The 18,308-nt window shown below is 59.9% G+C and carries 12 protein-coding genes, 1 tRNA gene and 1 pseudogene; 8 read left to right on the top strand and 6 right to left on the bottom strand.

Annotation, left to right across the window (positions count from 1 at the left end; translation table 11 throughout):
• Positions 1–274 precede the first annotated feature (274 nt).
• From AC2LD7_RS20445 to AC2LD7_RS20435, 3 genes are all read right to left on the bottom strand, one after another.
• On the bottom strand, positions 275–1,045 hold the full coding sequence (locus AC2LD7_RS20445) for a hypothetical protein (RefSeq protein WP_484599480.1): 771 nt from the start codon (positions 1,043–1,045) through the stop codon (positions 275–277).
• Positions 1,042–3,936, bottom strand: a complete 2,895-nt coding sequence (locus AC2LD7_RS20440) for an N-6 DNA methylase (protein WP_484599479.1) — start codon at positions 3,934–3,936, stop codon at positions 1,042–1,044. Before AC2LD7_RS20440 ends, AC2LD7_RS20445 begins: the two co-directional genes overlap by 4 nt.
• A 643-nt stretch (positions 3,937–4,579) precedes the next feature.
• A tRNA-Arg gene (locus AC2LD7_RS20435) sits at positions 4,580–4,656 on the bottom strand.
• A 325-nt stretch (positions 4,657–4,981) separates the two neighbouring features.
• Between AC2LD7_RS20435 and gabD the strand changes: the two genes are divergently transcribed.
• From gabD to AC2LD7_RS20415, 4 genes are all read left to right on the top strand, one after another.
• Positions 4,982–6,430 carry an NADP-dependent succinate-semialdehyde dehydrogenase gene (gabD, locus tag AC2LD7_RS20430; protein WP_484599478.1) on the top strand — a complete coding sequence of 483 codons (1,449 nt, stop codon included), beginning with the start codon at positions 4,982–4,984 and terminating at the stop codon, positions 6,428–6,430.
• Positions 6,431–6,777: 347 nt separating this feature from the next.
• Positions 6,778–8,883, top strand: coding sequence for a 3-hydroxyacyl-CoA dehydrogenase NAD-binding domain-containing protein (locus tag AC2LD7_RS20425; protein WP_484599477.1), 2,106 nt, complete (start codon positions 6,778–6,780; stop codon positions 8,881–8,883).
• 46 nt (positions 8,884–8,929) lie between these two features.
• Positions 8,930–10,126 carry an acyl-CoA dehydrogenase family protein gene (locus tag AC2LD7_RS20420; RefSeq protein ID WP_484599476.1) on the top strand — a complete coding sequence of 399 codons (1,197 nt, stop codon included), beginning with the start codon at positions 8,930–8,932 and terminating at the stop codon, positions 10,124–10,126.
• A 12-nt stretch (positions 10,127–10,138) separates the two neighbouring features.
• Positions 10,139–11,281: an acyl-CoA dehydrogenase family protein gene (locus AC2LD7_RS20415; RefSeq protein WP_484599475.1), complete on the top strand. Its 1,143-nt coding sequence runs from the start codon at positions 10,139–10,141 to the stop codon at positions 11,279–11,281.
• 224 nt (positions 11,282–11,505) lie between these two features.
• Here AC2LD7_RS20415 and AC2LD7_RS20410 read toward each other — a convergent pair.
• Positions 11,506–12,408, bottom strand: a pseudogene (locus AC2LD7_RS20410) (alpha/beta hydrolase family protein).
• A 92-nt stretch (positions 12,409–12,500) separates the two neighbouring features.
• Between AC2LD7_RS20410 and AC2LD7_RS20405 the strand changes: the two are divergent.
• The gene (locus AC2LD7_RS20405; RefSeq protein ID WP_484599474.1) at positions 12,501–13,079 is read left to right on the top strand and encodes a TetR/AcrR family transcriptional regulator; all 579 of its coding nucleotides are present in this window, start codon (positions 12,501–12,503) and stop codon (positions 13,077–13,079) included.
• Positions 13,080–13,093: 14 nt separating this feature from the next.
• Here the strand turns inward: AC2LD7_RS20405 and AC2LD7_RS20400 are convergent, their stop codons facing one another.
• On the bottom strand, positions 13,094–13,876 hold the full coding sequence (locus AC2LD7_RS20400) for an IclR family transcriptional regulator (RefSeq protein ID WP_484599473.1): 783 nt from the start codon (positions 13,874–13,876) through the stop codon (positions 13,094–13,096).
• Positions 13,877–14,454: 578 nt separating this feature from the next.
• Here AC2LD7_RS20400 and rpmB point away from each other — a divergent pair.
• A complete protein-coding gene (gene rpmB / locus AC2LD7_RS20395) occupies positions 14,455–14,691 on the top strand; it encodes a 50S ribosomal protein L28 (protein ID WP_019339373.1) in 237 nt (78 codons plus the stop codon).
• Positions 14,692–14,702: 11 nt separating this feature from the next.
• Entirely contained in the window at positions 14,703–14,858 is a 156-nt protein-coding gene (gene rpmG / locus AC2LD7_RS20390; RefSeq protein WP_025243687.1) for a 50S ribosomal protein L33, read from the top strand.
• A 214-nt stretch (positions 14,859–15,072) separates the two neighbouring features.
• Here rpmG and aptA read toward each other — a convergent pair whose 3' ends face one another.
• Positions 15,073–16,392, bottom strand: coding sequence for an omega-aminotransferase AptA (aptA, locus tag AC2LD7_RS20385; RefSeq protein ID WP_484599472.1), 1,320 nt, complete (start codon positions 16,390–16,392; stop codon positions 15,073–15,075).
• 199 nt (positions 16,393–16,591) lie between these two features.
• Here aptA and AC2LD7_RS20380 point away from each other — a divergent pair, with 199 nt between their 5' ends.
• Positions 16,592–18,085 carry an aldehyde dehydrogenase gene (locus AC2LD7_RS20380; RefSeq protein ID WP_484599471.1) on the top strand — a complete coding sequence of 498 codons (1,494 nt, stop codon included), beginning with the start codon at positions 16,592–16,594 and terminating at the stop codon, positions 18,083–18,085.
• The last annotated feature ends 223 nt before the right edge of the window (positions 18,086–18,308 follow it).

Here is an 18,308-nt window from a genome sequence, read left to right as displayed (position 1 = left end):
GCCCAAGCGGCATGACTCACACCAAAGAGCCTCCGGAGAATGCGGGGCGGTTCACACCTCCTAACGGGCCTCATTATGAGGCTTGAAGGTGTCTACGAAACTAGGGGCGATTCACTGGGGACTAGGCTCTACTGCGAATTCGGTCTTTCGTGATGACTATGCTTTTCATTCCTCAAGCAGGGCCGCTCCATGCCCCCTCTTTAGGACAGGCATCCGTCGTCCATCACGAAGTTTACTGAACGAAGCCGATCCAGTTGGCAGTTGGGAGTGACTACTATGTAGTTAGCTCAACCGCCAGCATGTTGGCAATACACACCTTTGGCCCAGCACTGGCTATGTACCCAACGACAGTATGAGGTCGGTGGTTGGGGCCTGTTGCGTTCACAATCAAGTCTTGTGAACTCACTTTTGTGAAGCGCACGTCTGCTTTCATGCAAGTTTTCGTTTCGTTCACCATGGCAATGGTCTGTGCAGGCTCAACGTAACCCAGTAAGCCAACGACGCCATTGGTCTCATAGGGGTCCATTGCACGGACAAAGCATCCGAAGCCTGCCTCACCAAGCAGATCGTTTGTGATGTCAGTTGCCAAACGAATGATCTTGGCTTCCATAGCAAATTGGAGCTGCAGCGCTGGGTTAGCGGGGAAGAACACAAGGTCTGGACGCTTGGAGCTCGACCCAGTAGCGATGTCGCTGGGGGCAGTGAGGTCGGCAATAACAAAAGCAATACTGATTCCCGGCACCAGTGTTTTAGCTCCCCCACGCTCTTGTAGCAAGCGCTGAGCTTCAATCGAGAGGTGAGCTGTAATGGCCGTTTCGGAGATGTTGGCTGGCGCTGCAGTTGCCCGCTTTCTCTTGGTTGTAGCACCGCGTGTGGCACAGAACTGTCCCCACCTAGTGGGCTGCACCAAGGCGTGATGCGCTGACAGAAGGACGTCGTAGCACTGTGTGACGAACCTTGCGACCGCTGATGCGCGATACGGATTAAAGCCCGCATCAATCAGGGAGCGATGAAGCTTCTCTGAGAAGTTTTCGGGGAGGGTCATTGAGCAGCCAATAGAAGGTTCGCAACTCGCAGTGCATCGCCATACGCACGGTCAAGAGAAAAGTTGAGGAGTCCAGCTGGCTTGTCGACTTGTATTTGTCGCCCACCTTCAGTCCACATGACACGCGCTGAGTCGTGGAACTGAAACGCGGTCAAGTGGGCCGCTGGCGGCTTCGGCAGCGGCTCGGTCATGTCAATTACGACTCGAGCTGAAGAGTCGCTAATGCAACTCGAACTACAGCGTAGGAAAAGCGTGCCAAAGCTACCGTGCAAGGAGGCACTCAACACCGCCAAGTAGTCGTCAGGTACCTTGTGAATACGTTTGTTTGCATTGACAGGCGTGAGGCCATTTTCGAATTGAAGACGCATGTCAAGGTAGTCCTGCATGGCAGCTGCGACGTCCTGGACTTGCATTGCCTCCATAAGGTCCTGCGTGTCAGCGGCATCATCAGGTTGCAGGAAGTATTCCGGTTGAGGCACCGCAATCTCGTCCAAGTCGCGCCTCTCAACGCGAGTGCGATCCACCTGCCAAAGTTGTCCGAACAATGCGAATTGAAAACGTGCGAAGTCGCTCATCAGGAAGCGACCCAGTTTGGACAGCACAGTGGCGCGCTCAGTGAGCGTCAAATGGGTCGGGTTGTCTTTCCAGTAGATCACGTTCATTGATGAGTTGACTGCTAGAGGAAATCCGACCTCCAAGGCCTGGGCCAGGCTTCGCGAGACCAGCAGCCGCTCGCCCTGAAACTTTTGGCGATGTTGTGCGCTGCAGGCTTTGAGCCTCTGTTCAGACAATTGCTTGGGATGGCCCGCTAGCGTTGTGAATCCTTCACTGTACTTGGCGAAGTCGTTGATGCTGCAAATCTCGTCGGCGCACAAAAGAGTTCTTGCCGGCGTACTGCCTCCCGCGGACACCAGTCCCAACTGCACCAGCAATTCACCGAATGTGGTCGCTGTGCCTTGTGACACGGCTTGGCGTAGCCTGTTCTTTGCGGCGCGATCCAATGGGCGAAGAGCGTAAGCATCGAAGATCTGCCCCCGATCACGAAAGACGAGGACGCTGGGCATCCATTGCACGTCGGAGCAGTCGATCGCCAGCGTCCACATCGCCTTGGGCGTGAAAGGTTGAGTCCACAAAGCAGGCGAATAGAATGCAGTCCGGCTGGCATGTGTAACTGCACGCGCAGAGACGAACAGCAAAGCAGCAGGCTGCTCCGCGTTTTCGAAAAGATGTCGGCGCCACTGCGACAGATTGACGATGGCCCGAACATGGAATGTCTGCCCCAGCGCAGTTAGGAATGTCTTCGCGGAAGGGCTCGAAATCGACTTTGACGGCATGACGAGGCCCAGCACGCCGTCAAACTCCAGATAGCGCTTTAAGCTCAACCACGTTATATGCTCAGACGCTTCTTGGCCATCGACCGGGTCATCGCTGTCGGCCGTGAAGGTTGTGACCCTCCCTAGTGGCTTCCAAGGCGGGTTGCCTGCCACGCATGTGAACTTGATCTCTTCAAAATGTCTCGGTGCACTGAAGAAGTCTGCCACCAAGATGTTCTTACCGATAAGAGGCGGGAAGACCTTCGGTCGCCGCCTCTTATCGGTAACGATGGCCTGCAACTCGGCCGGATCCGCGTACTCAAGGAGATTTAGATAAAGGCTGAATGCAGCTACTGCCGCTGCTGATGCAGCCTTCTCAACTCCGTAAATGCATTGCACTAGGATCTGGCGCAATTCTTCCATGGGAAGGCGTTGCAGTCGACGCTCGACAAGAACGCGCTCAACGATCCGCCGGAAGGCAGCTACAAGAAAGACGCCGGATCCGGCAGTGGGATCCAGAACGCGTGAGTCCTTCGAGAACTCACGCTCATCGTCAAGTCGATTGACGACGAAGTCCACGAGAAACGGTGGTGTGTAGACGACACCGTCGTTGCGCACGCTAGTGGGACTCTCGCTCCTCAGAAACTCCTCGTAAACCGCCGAGAGTGTCTCGATCTGGATCGCCGTTAGGTCAATTTCGAAGAGCTCAGTCTGCTCACCTCCTTTGTGCAGCGTTGTGCCTCCACGCAGGTAATCGATCGCCAGATCTAGATGCTCTTGCCGGATCTTGAGCCGTTGATTCGCGTCCAACACGAAGACCGCGCCGTTGAAAATGTCGTCGATCCGATCCTGCAGCGCCCAAAATTGGGCAAGAGCAATTGCCGGTCGGATGACATGCAACGAGCCGTCGTCTACGAGCAGCCCTTGCGCCCATACGCTAGGCACAACCCCTCGATCCAGTAGGAGGAACGTATAGAGGACTCGCCCGATTAGCCGGTTGACGATCGCTGCGGGAAGCTCGCTGCCCGTGATCACGGAGGCTAAGCGTTTATGAAGGTGCTCCAAGGCGCGCAGCAGGCGCTTGTCCACCGTGCCTGCCGACTGCAGTCTGAAATCTCGCCACTGCAGCGATGATCGCAGGCGCACCGCAGCAAAATCTTTGAGGGCGGAGCCTGCATCCACCTTTTTCAGATCATCGGAGTCGACAAAAACTACGAGTCTTTCCCAATCGCCTTCAGAGGCAAAATCAAAGCCAGGGCAGATAATGAGGCGCTCTTGAACCGCGATGATGAGCCACGGTACGAGACCCTGGCTCCATACCCACCGATGGTATCGCCGTGCTTCCTCAACGTTATTGGCGTGGGCGAGGTAGACAATGGGGACGAATCGGCCGGTGACCCGATCACCAAACCCAGGCTCCCATGCACCGAAACAGGCTTGCAATTTGATCGCATCCGCGGCGGCGTGCAACGCATGAGCACAACCAACCGCTCGGGAGAAATCTGACGGCCCCTGAAGTAGTCCCTTATCGCCGGAGTAACCGAGCGTGTCGACAAGACGATCGATGTGAGTGCTCACAGCAGCTCCTCGACCTGATGAAGCTCAGCAGCTCCGTGACTGCCGCCAGCACCAGGCCGATTCTTGTGCTCATTTACCGACCTCGATGGTGCCAAGAGGCATGAGAAGTTGATAGATATCGCTTCGGGTTGAATCCTCGTGAGAGATAACACCGGAACTCCCCAAAAGCTGGGCACTATTGACGCCACGGTCAGCGGCCTCGCCGAGAAGGATTGCGATGATGGCGTAGGTGCACGGAACCGAGCCGCAGACGCGGACCGAATACACAGGTGCTACGCAGCGAAGTCATTGATGGTCATCCCTGTCTTACCAAGATGGCGTCGAAACTCAGCGTAAGGCACTGATCCACCTAAGTAAATCTTATTATCCTATGGAAGTCCCTCCGGGGCTGTAAAGCGCTGCTTAGCTTCACGTGATGTTGGGTTCTACCCCACTTCCACGGACGGTTGTGAAAGGGCTGAAAATTTCAAATCCTGTCGAGCGACTCTACGACGCATTCGTGGGTTATGAAACCGCTCATTCGTCTTAACGCAAAAGGCCTCTCTTGTTTTTCAAGAGAGGCCTTTTCGGTACTGCTGCTGTCACGCTGCTGTCACCGTATCGGCAGATGCCGGGATGAAGCTGCGTAACAGATTGATTTCTATGGCGCACCAGGCGGGATTCGAACCCACGACCCCTGCCTTCGGAGGGCAGTACTCTATCCAGCTGAGCTACTGGTGCGTTGCGGGGGGCAATCATACGCATGTCCTCCGCGGTCGTCCATGGCGGTTCGGCGGCTGCCAGGCGGGCGAATCAGGGCGCGCGGCGACGATTCGATTGGTCATCAGGCTGGGCTATAGCGCGTTAATTTTTCCGAACATGATGTTGCCTGCTGTCTGGCGTTAGGCCTAGCATTCGTTCGAGATTTCAAACAGTTTTAGGCGGTAGGAACCCAGAGCCTGTCCCTCGTTCAGACATAGGTCAGGCGGTTCCACTGCCAATCGCCCCATATTGGCCAGACGGCCTTAGTCCATACCCGGCGCCCCGCCGGCCTCAGGAGACTGCCATGCAACTCAAAGACACCAAGCTGTTCCGCCAGCAGGCCTATATCGACGGAGCCTGGCAGGACGCGGACAGCGGCCAGACCATCAAGGTCAACAACCCGGCCAGCAACGAAATTCTGGGCACCGTGCCAAAAATGGGCGCCGCCGAAACCCGTCGCGCGATCGAAGCGGCCGAGCGCGCGCTGCCAGCTTGGCGCGACCTGACTGCCAAGGAGCGTTCGCAGAAGCTGCGTCGTTGGTTCGAGCTGATGATGGAAAACCAGGACGATCTGGGCCGACTGATGACCCTGGAGCAGGGCAAACCGTTGGCGGAATCCAAGGGCGAGATCACCTATGCCGCCTCCTTTATCGAGTGGTTCGCCGAGGAGGCCAAGCGCGTCTATGGCGACACTATTCCGGGTCATCAGAAAGACAAGCGCATCATCGTGATCAAGCAGCCGATTGGCGTTACCGCGGCTATCACGCCGTGGAATTTCCCGGCGGCGATGATCACTCGCAAGGTAGGTCCTGCGCTTGCTGCGGGTTGCACCATGGTGGTCAAACCCGCCAGCCAGACGCCATTCTCCGCGCTGGCGCTGGCCGAGCTGGCCGAGCGTGCCGGCATTCCTAAGGGTGTGTTCAGTGTGGTCACCGGTTCCGCCGGCGACATCGGCAACGAACTGACCGCCAACCCCACCGTGCGCAAGATCAGCTTCACTGGTTCCACCGAGGTCGGCGCCAAGCTGATGGCGCAGTGCGCGCCGGGAATCAAAAAGGTCTCGCTGGAGCTGGGCGGCAACGCGCCGTTCATCGTTTTCGATGACGCTGATCTGGATGAAGCCGTCAAAGGCGCCATGCAGTCCAAGTACCGCAACGCGGGCCAGACCTGCGTCTGCGTCAACCGTATCTACGTGCAAGATGGCGTGTACGACGCCTTCGCCAAAAAATTCCAGGCGGCGGTGGAGAAGCTGAAGATTGGCAACGGCCTCGATGAGGGTGTCGACATTGGCCCACTGATCGATGACCGCGCCGCGGCGAAGGTCAAGGAGCACATCGAGGATGCCGTCGCCAATGGCGCTCAGGTGGTGACCGGTGGCAAGGCGCATGAGCTCGGCGGCAGTTACTTCGAGCCAACTCTGATGATCAACGTGCCGCACAGCGCCAAGGTCGCCAAAGAAGAAACCTTCGGCCCGCTGGCACCGTTGTTCCGCTTCAAGGATGAGGCCGAAGGCATCGCCTTGGCCAACGACACCGAGTTCGGTCTGGCGGCGTATTTCTATGCGCGCGATCTGGGCCGGGTGTTTCGTGTCGCCGAGGCGCTGGAGTCGGGGATGGTCGGGGTCAATACGGGGATGATTTCTACTGAAGTGGCGCCGTTCGGCGGCGTGAAGTCGTCTGGTCTGGGTCGTGAAGGCTCCAAGTACGGCATCGAGGATTATCTGGAGATCAAATATCTCTGCCTGGGGCTGTAAGCCGCGCGGGACCACGAGGAGCCAGTTCCTGTTTGGGGCTGGCTCCTTTTTGTTTATGGCCAGGTATCCCGTTCGCCAATGAACCACCCTACCGTCGCTGAGCCAACTAGGGTGCTTGGTGTCGTCTGCCGGTCGCATCGACCTGGCAGCACCGCCCGACGCTTCGATCAGGCGCGAAAATAGGCGAAAAGCGAGCCCGGTGCGCTCGGGTGGCGTTATGGCTTGGCAGTCGAGATGATTATGGCCGTCCACTCGACATACAGAAATGACTCAACTATTCTGCTGTGCGAAACATGATTCCGTGAAATAACAAATCCAATCATCATCTTCACAAGCGGAGGCCTGTCATGACGGACGTCGTACGGCTCGAACATCAGGGCGAGATCGCTCTGATCACGGTCAACAACCCACCGGTCAATGCGCTTGGTCATGCCGTGCGCCAGGGCCTGCTGCAGGCTTTTCAAAACGCCGAAGCGGACCCGCAGGTACGCGTCGTCGTGCTGGTCTGCGAAGGGAGCACCTTTCACGCGGGTGCTGATATCAAGGAGTTCGGCAAGCCGCCACAAGCGCCGAGTTTGCCGGAGGTAATCGACGTCATCGAGGCGTGCAACAAGCCAAGCGTTGCGGTCATCCACGGCACCGCGCTGGGCGGCGGATTGGAGGTTGCCCTCGGCTGCCACTACCGCATCGCCCGCCCGGACGCCAAGGTGGGCTTGCCGGAGGTGAAACTTGGCCTGCTGCCCGGTGCTGGCGGCACTCAGCGCCTCCCGCGTCTGGCTGGCGTGGCGAAGGCGCTGGAGATGATCGTCAGTGGTACGCCAATCAGCGCAGCTGATGCGGTAGAGAACCATATTGTCGACGAGCTGTTCGAGGGTGATGTAACCGAAGCCGGCTTGGCTTATGCGCGTCGCATAATCGAGGAAGGCCGCAGCGTTCGCCGCAGTGGCGAGCAGACCATCGGTCTGGAAAATGCCGACAACGAAGCGTTGATCGCCGCCAAGCACGCCGAAGTTCATAATCGTATGCCTGGCCTGTTCTCGCCGCTGCGCTGCGTGGCCGCTGTCGAGATGGCGACCAGGTTGCCGCTGGCCGAGGGCCTCAAGCGTGAACGTGAACTGTTTGTCGAGTGCTTGAACTCACCGCAGCGCGGTGCGCTGATCCATTCCTTCTTCTCCGAGCGCCAGGCGAGCAAGATCAACGATCTGCCGGCCGAGGTGAAACCCCGCGCTATCAAGAGTGCCGCAGTTATTGGCGGCGGCACCATGGGTGTCGGTATCGCCCTGAGCTTTGCCAATGCCGGTGTGCCGGTGAAGCTTTTGGAAATCAATGACGAAGCGCTGCAGCGCGGCTTGCAGCGCGCCCGCGATACTTACGCCGCCAGCGTCAAGCGCGGCAGCCTGACCATCGATGCCATGGAAAAGCGCCTGGAGCTGGTCGAAGGTGTCACCGAATACGCTGCGCTGGCGGACGTCGACGTGGTGGTCGAAGCGGTATTCGAGGAGATGGGCGTCAAGCAGCAAGTCTTCGAGCAACTGGATGCGGTGTGCAAGCCTGGCGCCATTCTCGCCTCTAACACTTCTTCGCTGGACCTGAATGCCATCGCCGCCTTTACCAAGCGACCGGAAGACGTCGTCGGCCTGCATTTCTTCAGCCCGGCCAACGTCATGCGGCTGCTGGAAGTAGTACGTGGCGAGAAGACCAGCGATGAAGTGCTCGCCACCGCCATGGCCATCGGCAAGCAACTGAAGAAGGTCTCGGTGGTGGTCGGCGTCTGCGACGGTTTCGTCGGCAACCGCATGGTCTTTCAGTACGGCCGCGAGGCGGAATTTCTGCTGGAAGAGGGCGCCACGCCGCAGCAGGTCGACGGCGCGCTGCGCAACTTCGGCATGGCCATGGGACCCTTTGCGATGCGCGATCTGTCGGGCCTCGACATCGGCCAGGCGATCCGCAAGCGCCAGCGTGCCGACCTGCCGGCTGATCGCGATTTTCCCACCGTTTCGGACAAGCTCTGCGCAGTCGGCATGCTCGGGCAGAAGACCGGCGCTGGCTACTACCGCTACGAGCCGGGCAACCGCACGCCGCTGGAGAACCCAAAGCTGGCGTCTATGCTCGAAGCAGCCTCGCAGGAAAAAGGCATCGAGCGCCGTGAGCTGGACGAGCAATACATCGTCGAGCGGACGATCTTTGCGCTGGTCAATGAGGGCGCGAAGATCCTCGAAGAGGGCATTGCCCAGCGCTCCAGCGACATCGACGTGATCTACCTCAACGGTTACGGCTTCCCGGCTTTCCGTGGCGGGCCGATGTTTTACGCCGACAGCGTTGGCCTGGACACCGTGCTGGCGCGGGTCAAGGAACTGCACGCGCGCTGCGGCGACTGGTGGAAGCCAGCGCCGCTGTTGGAAAAACTGGCCGCCGAAGGCCACACCTTCACAGAATGGCAGGCCGGGCAATGAGCGCCGCCCGCCTGCCCTCTGCCGATCGGATATCGAGGACCCATCCATGAACGTCAACTACACGGCCGAAGAGCTCGCCTTCCGCGATGAAGTGCGCGCCTTCCTCACCCATGAATTGCCGGCGGACATCGCCGCCAAGACCAAGCTCGGCAAGCACCTGTCCAAGGAAGACCACCAGCGCTGGCAGCAGGTTCTGGTCAAGCGCGGCTGGTACGCGCCGGGCTGGCCGGTGGAGCTGGGCGGGACCACCTGGGGCCCGGTCGAGAAGCACATCTTTGACGAGGAATGCGCCGCCTTCGGTGCGCCGCGTACCGTGCCGTTCGGCGTCAACATGGTCGCCCCGGTGATCATCAAGTTCGGCAGCCAGCAGCAGAAGGATCATTATCTGCCGCGCATCCTGTCCGGCGAGGATTGGTGGTGTCAGGGCTACTCAGAACCGGGTGCAGGTTCCGACCTTGCCAGCCTCAAGACCCGCGCCGTGCGCGACGGCGACCACTATGTGGTCAACGGTCAGAAGACCTGGACCACCCTCGGTCAGCACGCCAATATGATCTTCTGCCTGGTGCGCACCGACCCTGAAGCTCAGCAACAGCGCGGCATCAGCTTCCTGTTGATCGACATGAGCACGCCGGGTATCAGCGTGCGGCCGATCATCACCCTGGACGGCGATCACGAGGTCAACGAAGTCTTCTTCGACAATGTCCGCGTGCCGGTGGAAAACCTCGTCGGCGAGGAAAACCAGGGCTGGACCTGCGCCAAGTACCTGCTCACCCACGAGCGCACCGGCCTGGCCGGCATCGGCGCTTCGAAGGCGGCCCTGGCGCACCTCAAGCGCATCGCCATGAAGGAAGTCTGCGACGGCAAGCCGATGCTCGAGGATCCACTGTTCCGCGCTCAGGTGGCCGAGGTCGAGATGCAGCTGATGGCCATCGAGATGAGCACCCTGCGTATTCTGGCGGCGGCGAAGGAGGGTGGCGTGCCCGGCGCCGAGTCTTCGATCCTCAAGGTTAAGGGCACCGAGATTCGCCAGGCCATCACCAGCCTGTTGCGCAAGGTCATCGGCCCTTATGCGTTGCCGTTCCTCGATGAAGAGTTGCAGCTGGACTACGAAGGCGAGCTGCTGCACGCCGACTACAGCGCGGCGCTGGCCGGCGACTACTTCAACATGCGCAAGCTGTCGATCTTCGGCGGCTCCAACGAAATCCAGAAGAACATCGTCTCGAAGATGATTCTCGAGCTGTAAGGGGGCACCGCAATGGACTTCAAACTGACTGAAGAGCAGCAAATGCTGCAAGACACCGCGGCGCGTCTGGTGCGCGACGCTTACCCATTCGAGCAGCGCGAGAAATTCAGCGAGTCGGAACTGGGCTTTTCGTCCGAGTTCTGGTCCCAGCTGGGCGAGCTGGGTCTGACTGCCGTGCCGTTCGCAGAAGAGATCGGCGGCTTTGGCGGTGGCGGCGTGGAAACCATGCTGGTGATGACCGAGCTGGGCCGTGGCCTGACGCTCGAGCCGTACCTGCAATCGGTCATCTACGGCGGCGGCTTGCTCAACCAGCTGGGCAGCGACAAGCAGAAAGACGACCTGCTGGCCCAGGTGGCAGCTGGCTCGCTGCAATTGGCGGTCGCTTTCGAAGAACCGCAGAGCCACTACAACCTCAACGACGTGCAGACCAAAGCCGAGGCGGTCGACGGCGGCTATCGCTTATCCGGACGCAAGGCGGTGGTGATCGGCGGCCACAGCGCCGGGCAGATCATCGTCTCCGCGCGTACTGCCGGTGACAGCCGCGACGAGGCCGGCATCAGCCTGTTTCTTGTCGATCCGAGCGCTGAAGGCGTCACCCGCCGCGTCTACCCGACCATCGACGGGCGCAAGGGCTGCGAGCTGTTCCTCGATAATGTGCAGGTGGGTGCGGATGCTGTGCTCGGTGAAGTCGATAATGCGCTTCCGGCGCTGCGCTACCAGCAGGGCCGCGCCATCGCCGCGCAGTGTGCAGACGCGCTGGGCAGCATGGACGAAGCCTGCAAGCTGACCCTCGACTACCTGAAGACGCGCAAGCAGTTCGGCGTGCCGATCGGCAAGTTCCAGGTTTTGCAGCACCGTATGGTGGATATGCAGACCGAGCTGGAACAGGCCACCAGCATGGCGATTCTCGCCGCGACCTTTGCCGACGGCGAAGACAACGACGACCGCCGCCGCATCATCGCCGCCGCCAAATACATCTGCGCCCGCGCCGCGCGCAAGGTCGCCGAAGAGGCGATCCAGCTGCACGGCGGCATCGGCATGACTTGGGAATACAACCTCGCCCACCACGCCAAGCGCCTGGTGATGATCGCCCACCAGTTCGGTGACGATGATCATCATCTGAAGGCCTATGCGAAGTTGATGCAGGTGGCGTGATCGCCTGAGATCGCGTGACAACAGAACCCGCTCTCAGGAGCGGGTTTTTTGTCTGTGCTGGATGTTGGGAAGGGGTTGCGCTCGGTAGCGTGGATGTCGCTTTTTACATCCACGCGGCTGATCGGCGCCGCGTTGCGGTGGATCGGTAGAGCGTGATCCACCCTACGATTGCAGACGTGACTCAGGCGGGGTTGCGGTCCACATATGTCGCCGGCGACGAAAAGCTATGTTGCCGCTGCCTGCGCGGCAGCCTGACCCTGGTGGCCCTGCTCCAGCTCCGGGAGCAACCAGTGCGTCCAGAGCGTAGGCGCGAAGGCTCGGCGGAAGAAGCCGAAGTGGCCGATACGATCCGCACCGATTTCGCTCGGAGCGATGCGGTGCATGACTTTTGGTGCGCCAGTGTAGAAGCCATGCAGTGATTCGGTGTTACGCGCCGACATCATCTCGTCGTCGGTGAATGATAGGGACGTCATCGGCGTCTGCACGGATGCGAAAGCGCGTTGCATCGACTCGCCTTCTACACCGACCAGATACTCGGGATGCAGGCACCAGCGGCGCCACTGACGGATGACCCCGGCGGGCAGATCACCGACCGCGCCGATACGCCCACCGGGGAAATAGCCGAAAAGAGATGTGAGCAGCGGGGCCAAACCGTGCCAGAGCAACCATGCCTGGCGGCGAATCTGCGGACTGTTTTCGCGCCAGTAGCCGCTTCCTGCGGCGATGGTCACGATGCGGGCGAGCCGCTCATGATCTTTAACCAGGGGCAAAATCTGCGCGCCGACGCTGTGCCCGATCCAGTAGAGCGGCAATTCCCCAGCCGCTTCCGCAACCTTTGCCAGCACGGCACTGCAGTCGTGGCGGGCCCAGTCGAGGACGTCCACCTTGAGCTGACGCAGGGATACCTAGCGGGACTGGCCCATGCCGAGATAGTCGAAGGTCACGACCAGAAAGCCCTGCTCGGCGAGCCAGCTGGCGAAGTCGGCATAGAAGCGCTGCTTGACGCCCATCGCCGGTGCGATCAGCACTGCGCCGCGTGGCATACCGGCAGGGCGATACCAGCAGCTGGACAGTAGATGGCCATTGCCGTTGTCGATCGTTAACGCTTCAGCCTGTATCGTCGCCATGCCTGTTCTCCGGTCTTTTTATGATGCCTGGATCGGGGCAGTATACGAGCGGTAGAAATTAATTCTAGAAAATTATTCTAGTCGGAGGCCGGATGGCCCGTAGTAGCCGCAAGCAGGAAATTCTTCAGGCCGCGCTTGGCTGTTTCACCGAGTTGGGGGTGGAGGCGACCACCATTGAGATGATTCGTGATCGCTCTGGCGCCAGCATCGGCAGCCTATATCACCATTTTGGCAACCGCGAGCGAATCATCGCCGCGCTGTATCTGGAGGGCATCGGTGAATATGCCGCGCTGCTTGAGGCCGGGCTGATCGAGACGCTGGACGCCGAAGCCTGCGTCAGGCTGTTCGTCACCAGCTACATCGACTGGGTCGTCGCGAATCCGGATTGGGCACGCTTCGTCCTGCACAACCGTGGGCGGGTCGAAGCGGGGGAGATGGGCGAACAGTTGCGTGAGGTCAATCATGCTCACGGCGAGCGGGTCGGGGCGATCCTGCGTCGCCACCGTGAGAGCGGGGCCTTTCGACGGATGCCGGGTGATTGCTTTCTCGCCGTGGTGATCGGTCCTTGTCACGACATGGCGCGCAATTGGCTGGCCGGACGTTCGCGAACGCAACTGGCCGATTGCCGCGATCTGCTCGCCGAGATCGCTTGGGCCAGCGTCAGAGCCTAGTGGTAGCGTCTAGATCAGACGCCGAGGCTCTCGATATCGCGAGCAAGCATTTCCAGCTGATGTGCGAGGGATCCCTTCAAGGTTTCCTCGCTGAGCTGGAACGATGGTGCGCCGCACGTCAGCGCCATGATGCTGCCGTCGGCCAGGTGCAGAGGGACACCAGCGGCTTTCACGTTGCGGTCCCAATCGCCCAATGACAGGCAGAAGCCGTGCTGACGGAATTCCTCGAAGGATTCCTCCAGCGACTGCTTCATCGCTGGCCAGTCATCGCCGTACTTGGTTTCCAGCGCTGCCATCAGATGTTCGCGCTCCTTTTCCGGCGTGGCTGCTAGAAAGGCGCGGCCAGCCGAGGTGGTGGCCAGCGGCAGGCGCACGCCGGCATCCATGCGCAGCGTCGAAACTTCGGCGGGACGGCAGTTCTCGATGTAGATCATCGACAGCCGGTCGCGGCAGGTCAGGCCGACCGTCGTATTGGTGCGTCGGGCGAATTCATCCATGTAGGGCTTGGCCAGCTGGCGCACACGCAGGTTGGAAACGTAGGCGTAGCCCAGCGCGAGCACGCCGGAGTCGAGCTGGTATTTTTCCAATTGCTGCGAGTAGCTGAGGTAGCCGAGCTTGGTCAGCGTGTAGGTCATGCGCGACACGGTGGGTTTGGGCAGCCCGGTGATCCGCGCGATGTCCTGATTGCCCATCACCACCGAGCCGTGGGTAAAAGCGCGCAGCACATCCAGGCCGCGGGAAAGGGCCTCGACGAATTTGCGGTCTTTGGGGTTCTCGGTGTCTTCGATGTCGCTCATGGTGATATCGGTCTGTCTGGTAGTGGGCAGCGGTGGCGAACGATAGCAGATCGCCCCATTGGTCGGCAGTGTGGCCTTGGCACGGCCGGATCGTGCAGGTGAACACATCACATTGGTATTGAAAACTTAGCGCATAGTGTTGATAACGGCACGAAATTTCGCACAGTAAAACATGAATTCGCCGAAGCGACTCTCATAGTCCCTCATATGATGATCGAGACAGACTGCTGCGCCGACCTGCATAGCGCACACGGCGCCGGTGCCGCTGCTCGCTTCGTCTATAGTAAAGAGGCCAACCATCTGACCGCAGCACGACGAACGGCAGTTCGCTGCAAGCCTATGTACGCGCTGATTGTGGCGTGATCATGCAGGCGGAGCTGGCGAAGAAAGCCACTTCGCGCTTGTTGCTCAAGGGGCTTTCTGATATAAAGCAGCGCTCTTTTCTAGGGGCCCGGTTTCTTCGCGTGCTGCGTAGCCGGTAAGACCCCAATGAAACGCGGCGCTGAGCGCCAAATGACTAGTGAATTCAAGCGGCCAACCCATGCCGGGTTGGGCATGTGGTTTTAGAGGGCTGAGGCATGTCGAGAGTCTGTCAAGTTACCGGTAAGGGTCCGGTAACCGGGAACAACATTTCCCACGCGAACAACAAAACCCGTCGTCGTTTTCTGCCGAACCTGCAGCATCACCGCTTCTGGGTCGAGTCTGAGAACCGCTTCGTACGTCTGCGTCTGACCGCCAAGGGCATGCGCGTTATCGACAAGCGCGGCATCGACGCCGTTCTGGCTGAACTCCGCGCTCGCGGCGAAAAGGTTTAAGGAGAACTATCATGCGTGACCTGATCCGTTTGGTGTCTAGCGCCGGTACCGGCCATTTCTACACCACCGACAAGAACAAGCGCACCACCCCCGACAAGCTCGAAATCAAGAAATTCGATCCGGTCGTACGCAAGCACGTGATGTACAAGGAAGCCAAGATCAAGTAATTGATCGGCCCTTGAAGGAAAAACCCGCCAATCGGCGGGTTTTTTCGTTTCTGGTGTAGCTTTTTTAAAGCTGTGGAACGCCAAACGCTTCGCCCCGGCCGGGCCTCCCACAAAAGCTAAAAGCCAGAGCCCAACTCTGCACCGAACCGCTCAGTGGGAGGCGCGCCCCGCGGCGAATGCAGGCCGCAGGCGTGCCAAGGCATATATCTTTCTGTCAGCCAGCCTTGCGGATCGCATCGGCGAGCCGCTCGATCATTGCGTCGATGTGTTCGCGTTCAACGATCAACGCGGGCGAAAGGGCAATGGTGTCGCCGCTGGCGCGGGCCAGCAGACCATCCTCGAAGCATTGACGGAATACCTCATAGCCGCGCTTGCCGACGCCATCGGCGTGAGCGGCGAACTGAATGCCGGCGACCAGGCCAACGGTGCGGATGTCGATAATGTTCGGCAGGCCCTGCAGGCTGAACAGCGCGTCTTGCCAGTATCCTTCGATCTCGATGGCTTTCTGGAACAGGTTCTCCCGCTGATAGATCTCCTGAGTCGCCAGCGCGGCGGCGCAGGCCACCGGGTGTCCTGAATAGGTGTAGCCGTGGAAGAACTCGATGGCGCTTTCCGGGCCGTGCATAAAGGCGTCATGAATCTTCTCGTCGACGAGCACCGCGCCCATGGGAATCGCGCCGTTGGTCAGGCCCTTGGCGCAGGTGAGGATATCCGGCGTAACGCCCCAGCGTTGTGCGGCAAATGCCTCACCGACCCGTCCGAAGCCGGTGATCACTTCATCGAAGATCAGCAGAATGCCGTGTTTGGCGGTGATCTCGCGCAGGCGCTGCAGATAGCCCTGCGGCGGAAGAATCACCCCGGCCGACCCGGACATCGGCTCGACGATCACCGCCGCGATATTTTCAGCGCCGTGCAGAGTGATCAGCCGCTCCAGCTCTTCGGCCTTTTCCACGCCATGCTGCGGCAGGCCCCTGCTAAAGGCGTTGCGCTGCAGGTCAAGGGTGTGCGGCAGATGATCGACGCCTGGTAGCAGCGCGCCGAAAGCCCTGCGGTTGTTGGCCATACCGCCGACCGAAATGCCACCGAAGCCGACGCCGTGGTAGGCCAGTTCGCGACCGATCAAGCGGGTGCGGCTGCCTTGACCGATCGCTCGTTGATACGCCAATGCAATCTTCAATGCAGTATCAGCCGATTCGGAACCGGAATTGGTGAAGAACACTCGATTGAGCCCAGCCGGGCTGATCTGAGCAAGACGCTCGGCCAGTTCGAACGGCAGCGGATGCCCCATCTGAAAGGTCGGAGCGAAGTCCATCCTGGCGATCTGCCTGCTCACCGCTTCGGTGATCTCCCGGCGGCCGTGCCCGACGTTGCAGCACCAGAGTCCCGCCGTGCCATCGATTACCTGGCGCCCGTCCGTGTCCGTGTAATACATGCCTTCGGCTCTTTCCAGCAGACGTGGGCTACCTTTGAACTGACGGTTAGCGGTGAAGGGCATCCAGAAATGTTCGGCAGACGCGGCGGGATCGTTGGCCATGGCTCGCTCCGGGAGGTTCTTGGGTTCGATGACTATGCTCTAAGACACAAGCCGCTCGCATCGCGGCTCTCTTGAGTCTATGTTTTATAAAACGAACAAAACAAGGCGAAAACCGCGCCTTCGTAAAAAATATTGATACGTCTGGCGCCGCTGGTTTAGGGTGCCTTTCTGATTATTTGATGATTCCAGAGGACACCTCATGACCACCCTGACACTCGCCGACTGGCAACAGCGTGCCCGCGACCTGCGCATCGAAGGACGGGCTTTCATCCAGGGCGAATACACCGCATCCAGTGCCAGTAACCGTTTCGACTGCATCAGCCCGGTGGATGGCCGGGTGCTGGCTCAGGTCGCCAGTTGTGACGCCGCCGATGCCGACCGCGCGGTGATCAGCGCGCGCACGGCGTTCGAATCCGGCGTCTGGTCGCGTTTGGCGCCGGCCAAGCGCAAGGCGGTGATGATTCGCTTTGCCGGTCTGCTCGAAGCCAATGCCGAGGAGCTGGCGTTGCTGGAAACCCTCGATATGGGCAAGCCAATCAGCGATGCCTTGGGTGTGGATATTCCCGGCGCAGCGCGGGCGCTGCGCTGGTCGGGCGAGGCGATCGACAAGATTTACGATGAAGTGGCGGCGACCCCGCATGACCAGTTGGGCCTGGTCACCCGCGAGCCGGTCGGTGTGGTGGCGGCCATCGTGCCGTGGAATTTCCCATTGATGATGGCCTGCTGGAAGCTTGGCCCGGCGCTATCCACCGGTAATTCCGTTGTACTCAAACCGTCCGAGAAGTCGCCTTTGACCGCGATCCACGTGGCGCAGCTAGCCATCGAGGCGGGGATCCCGGCGGGCGTGCTCAATGTTTTACCGGGTTATGGACACACCGTGGGCAAGGCGCTGGCGCTGCATATGGATGTCGATACGCTGGTCTTCACCGGTTCCACGCGGGTCGCCAAGCAATTGATGATCTATGCCGGCGAATCGAATATGAAACGCGTCTGGCTGGAAGCGGGCGGCAAGAGCCCAAACATCGTTTTCGCCGATGCGCCCGATCTCGAGGCCGCCGCCCAGTCTGCCGCTGGTGCCATCGCCTTCAACCAAGGGGAAGTCTGCACAGCCGGATCGCGTCTGCTGGTGGAGAGCTCGGTGAAGGAGCGCTTTCTGCCGCTGGTGGTCGAAGCGCTCAAGGGCTGGAAACCAGGCAATCCGCTGGACCCAGCCACGAATGTCGGCGCCCTGGTCGACACCCAGCAGCTCGATACCGTACTCGGTTATATCCAAGCCGGTCGCGACGATGGCGCCCAGGTGCTTATCGGCGGCCAGCGGACCATGGAAGACACGGGCGGCCTGTACGTCGAGCCGACCATCTTCGACGGCGTGAGCAATGCGATGAAGATCGCCCAAGAGGAAATCTTCGGCCCGGTGCTCTCAGTGATCACCTTCGATACCGCCGCCGAAGCCGTCGCTATCGCTAACGACACACCGTATGGCCTCGCGGCGGCGGTGTGGACCGCGGACCTGTCCAAGGCGCACCTGACCGCCAAGGCGCTGCGTGCCGGCAGTGTCTGGGTCAATCAGTACGATGGTGGCGACATGACTGCGCCATTCGGCGGCTTCAAGCAATCCGGCAATGGCCGCGACAAATCGCTGCATGCCTTCGACAAGTACACCGAGCTGAAAGCGACCTGGATAAAGCTTTAAGAAGCGGCTGGTAGCCGGAAGCCAGGTGCCTCAGCAGGGTGGATGTCGCTTTTCACATCCACCTTGGCTTCCATGGATCGGTGAAGCGCGATCCATGGAAGCTGGGCAGTAGCCTCAGGCTATACAGACAAGAGCTTTGCCATTGCTCAATCATGCGCCAACCTTGATTTGCTTCCAGCTTCCAGCTTCCAGCTTCCAGCTTCCAGCTTCCAGCTTCCAGCTT

The organism is Stutzerimonas sp. (genome assembly GCF_982611455.1).
Note: the sequence above shows the minus strand (reverse complement) of the source record. Positions and strands in the feature narration are given on the sequence as shown.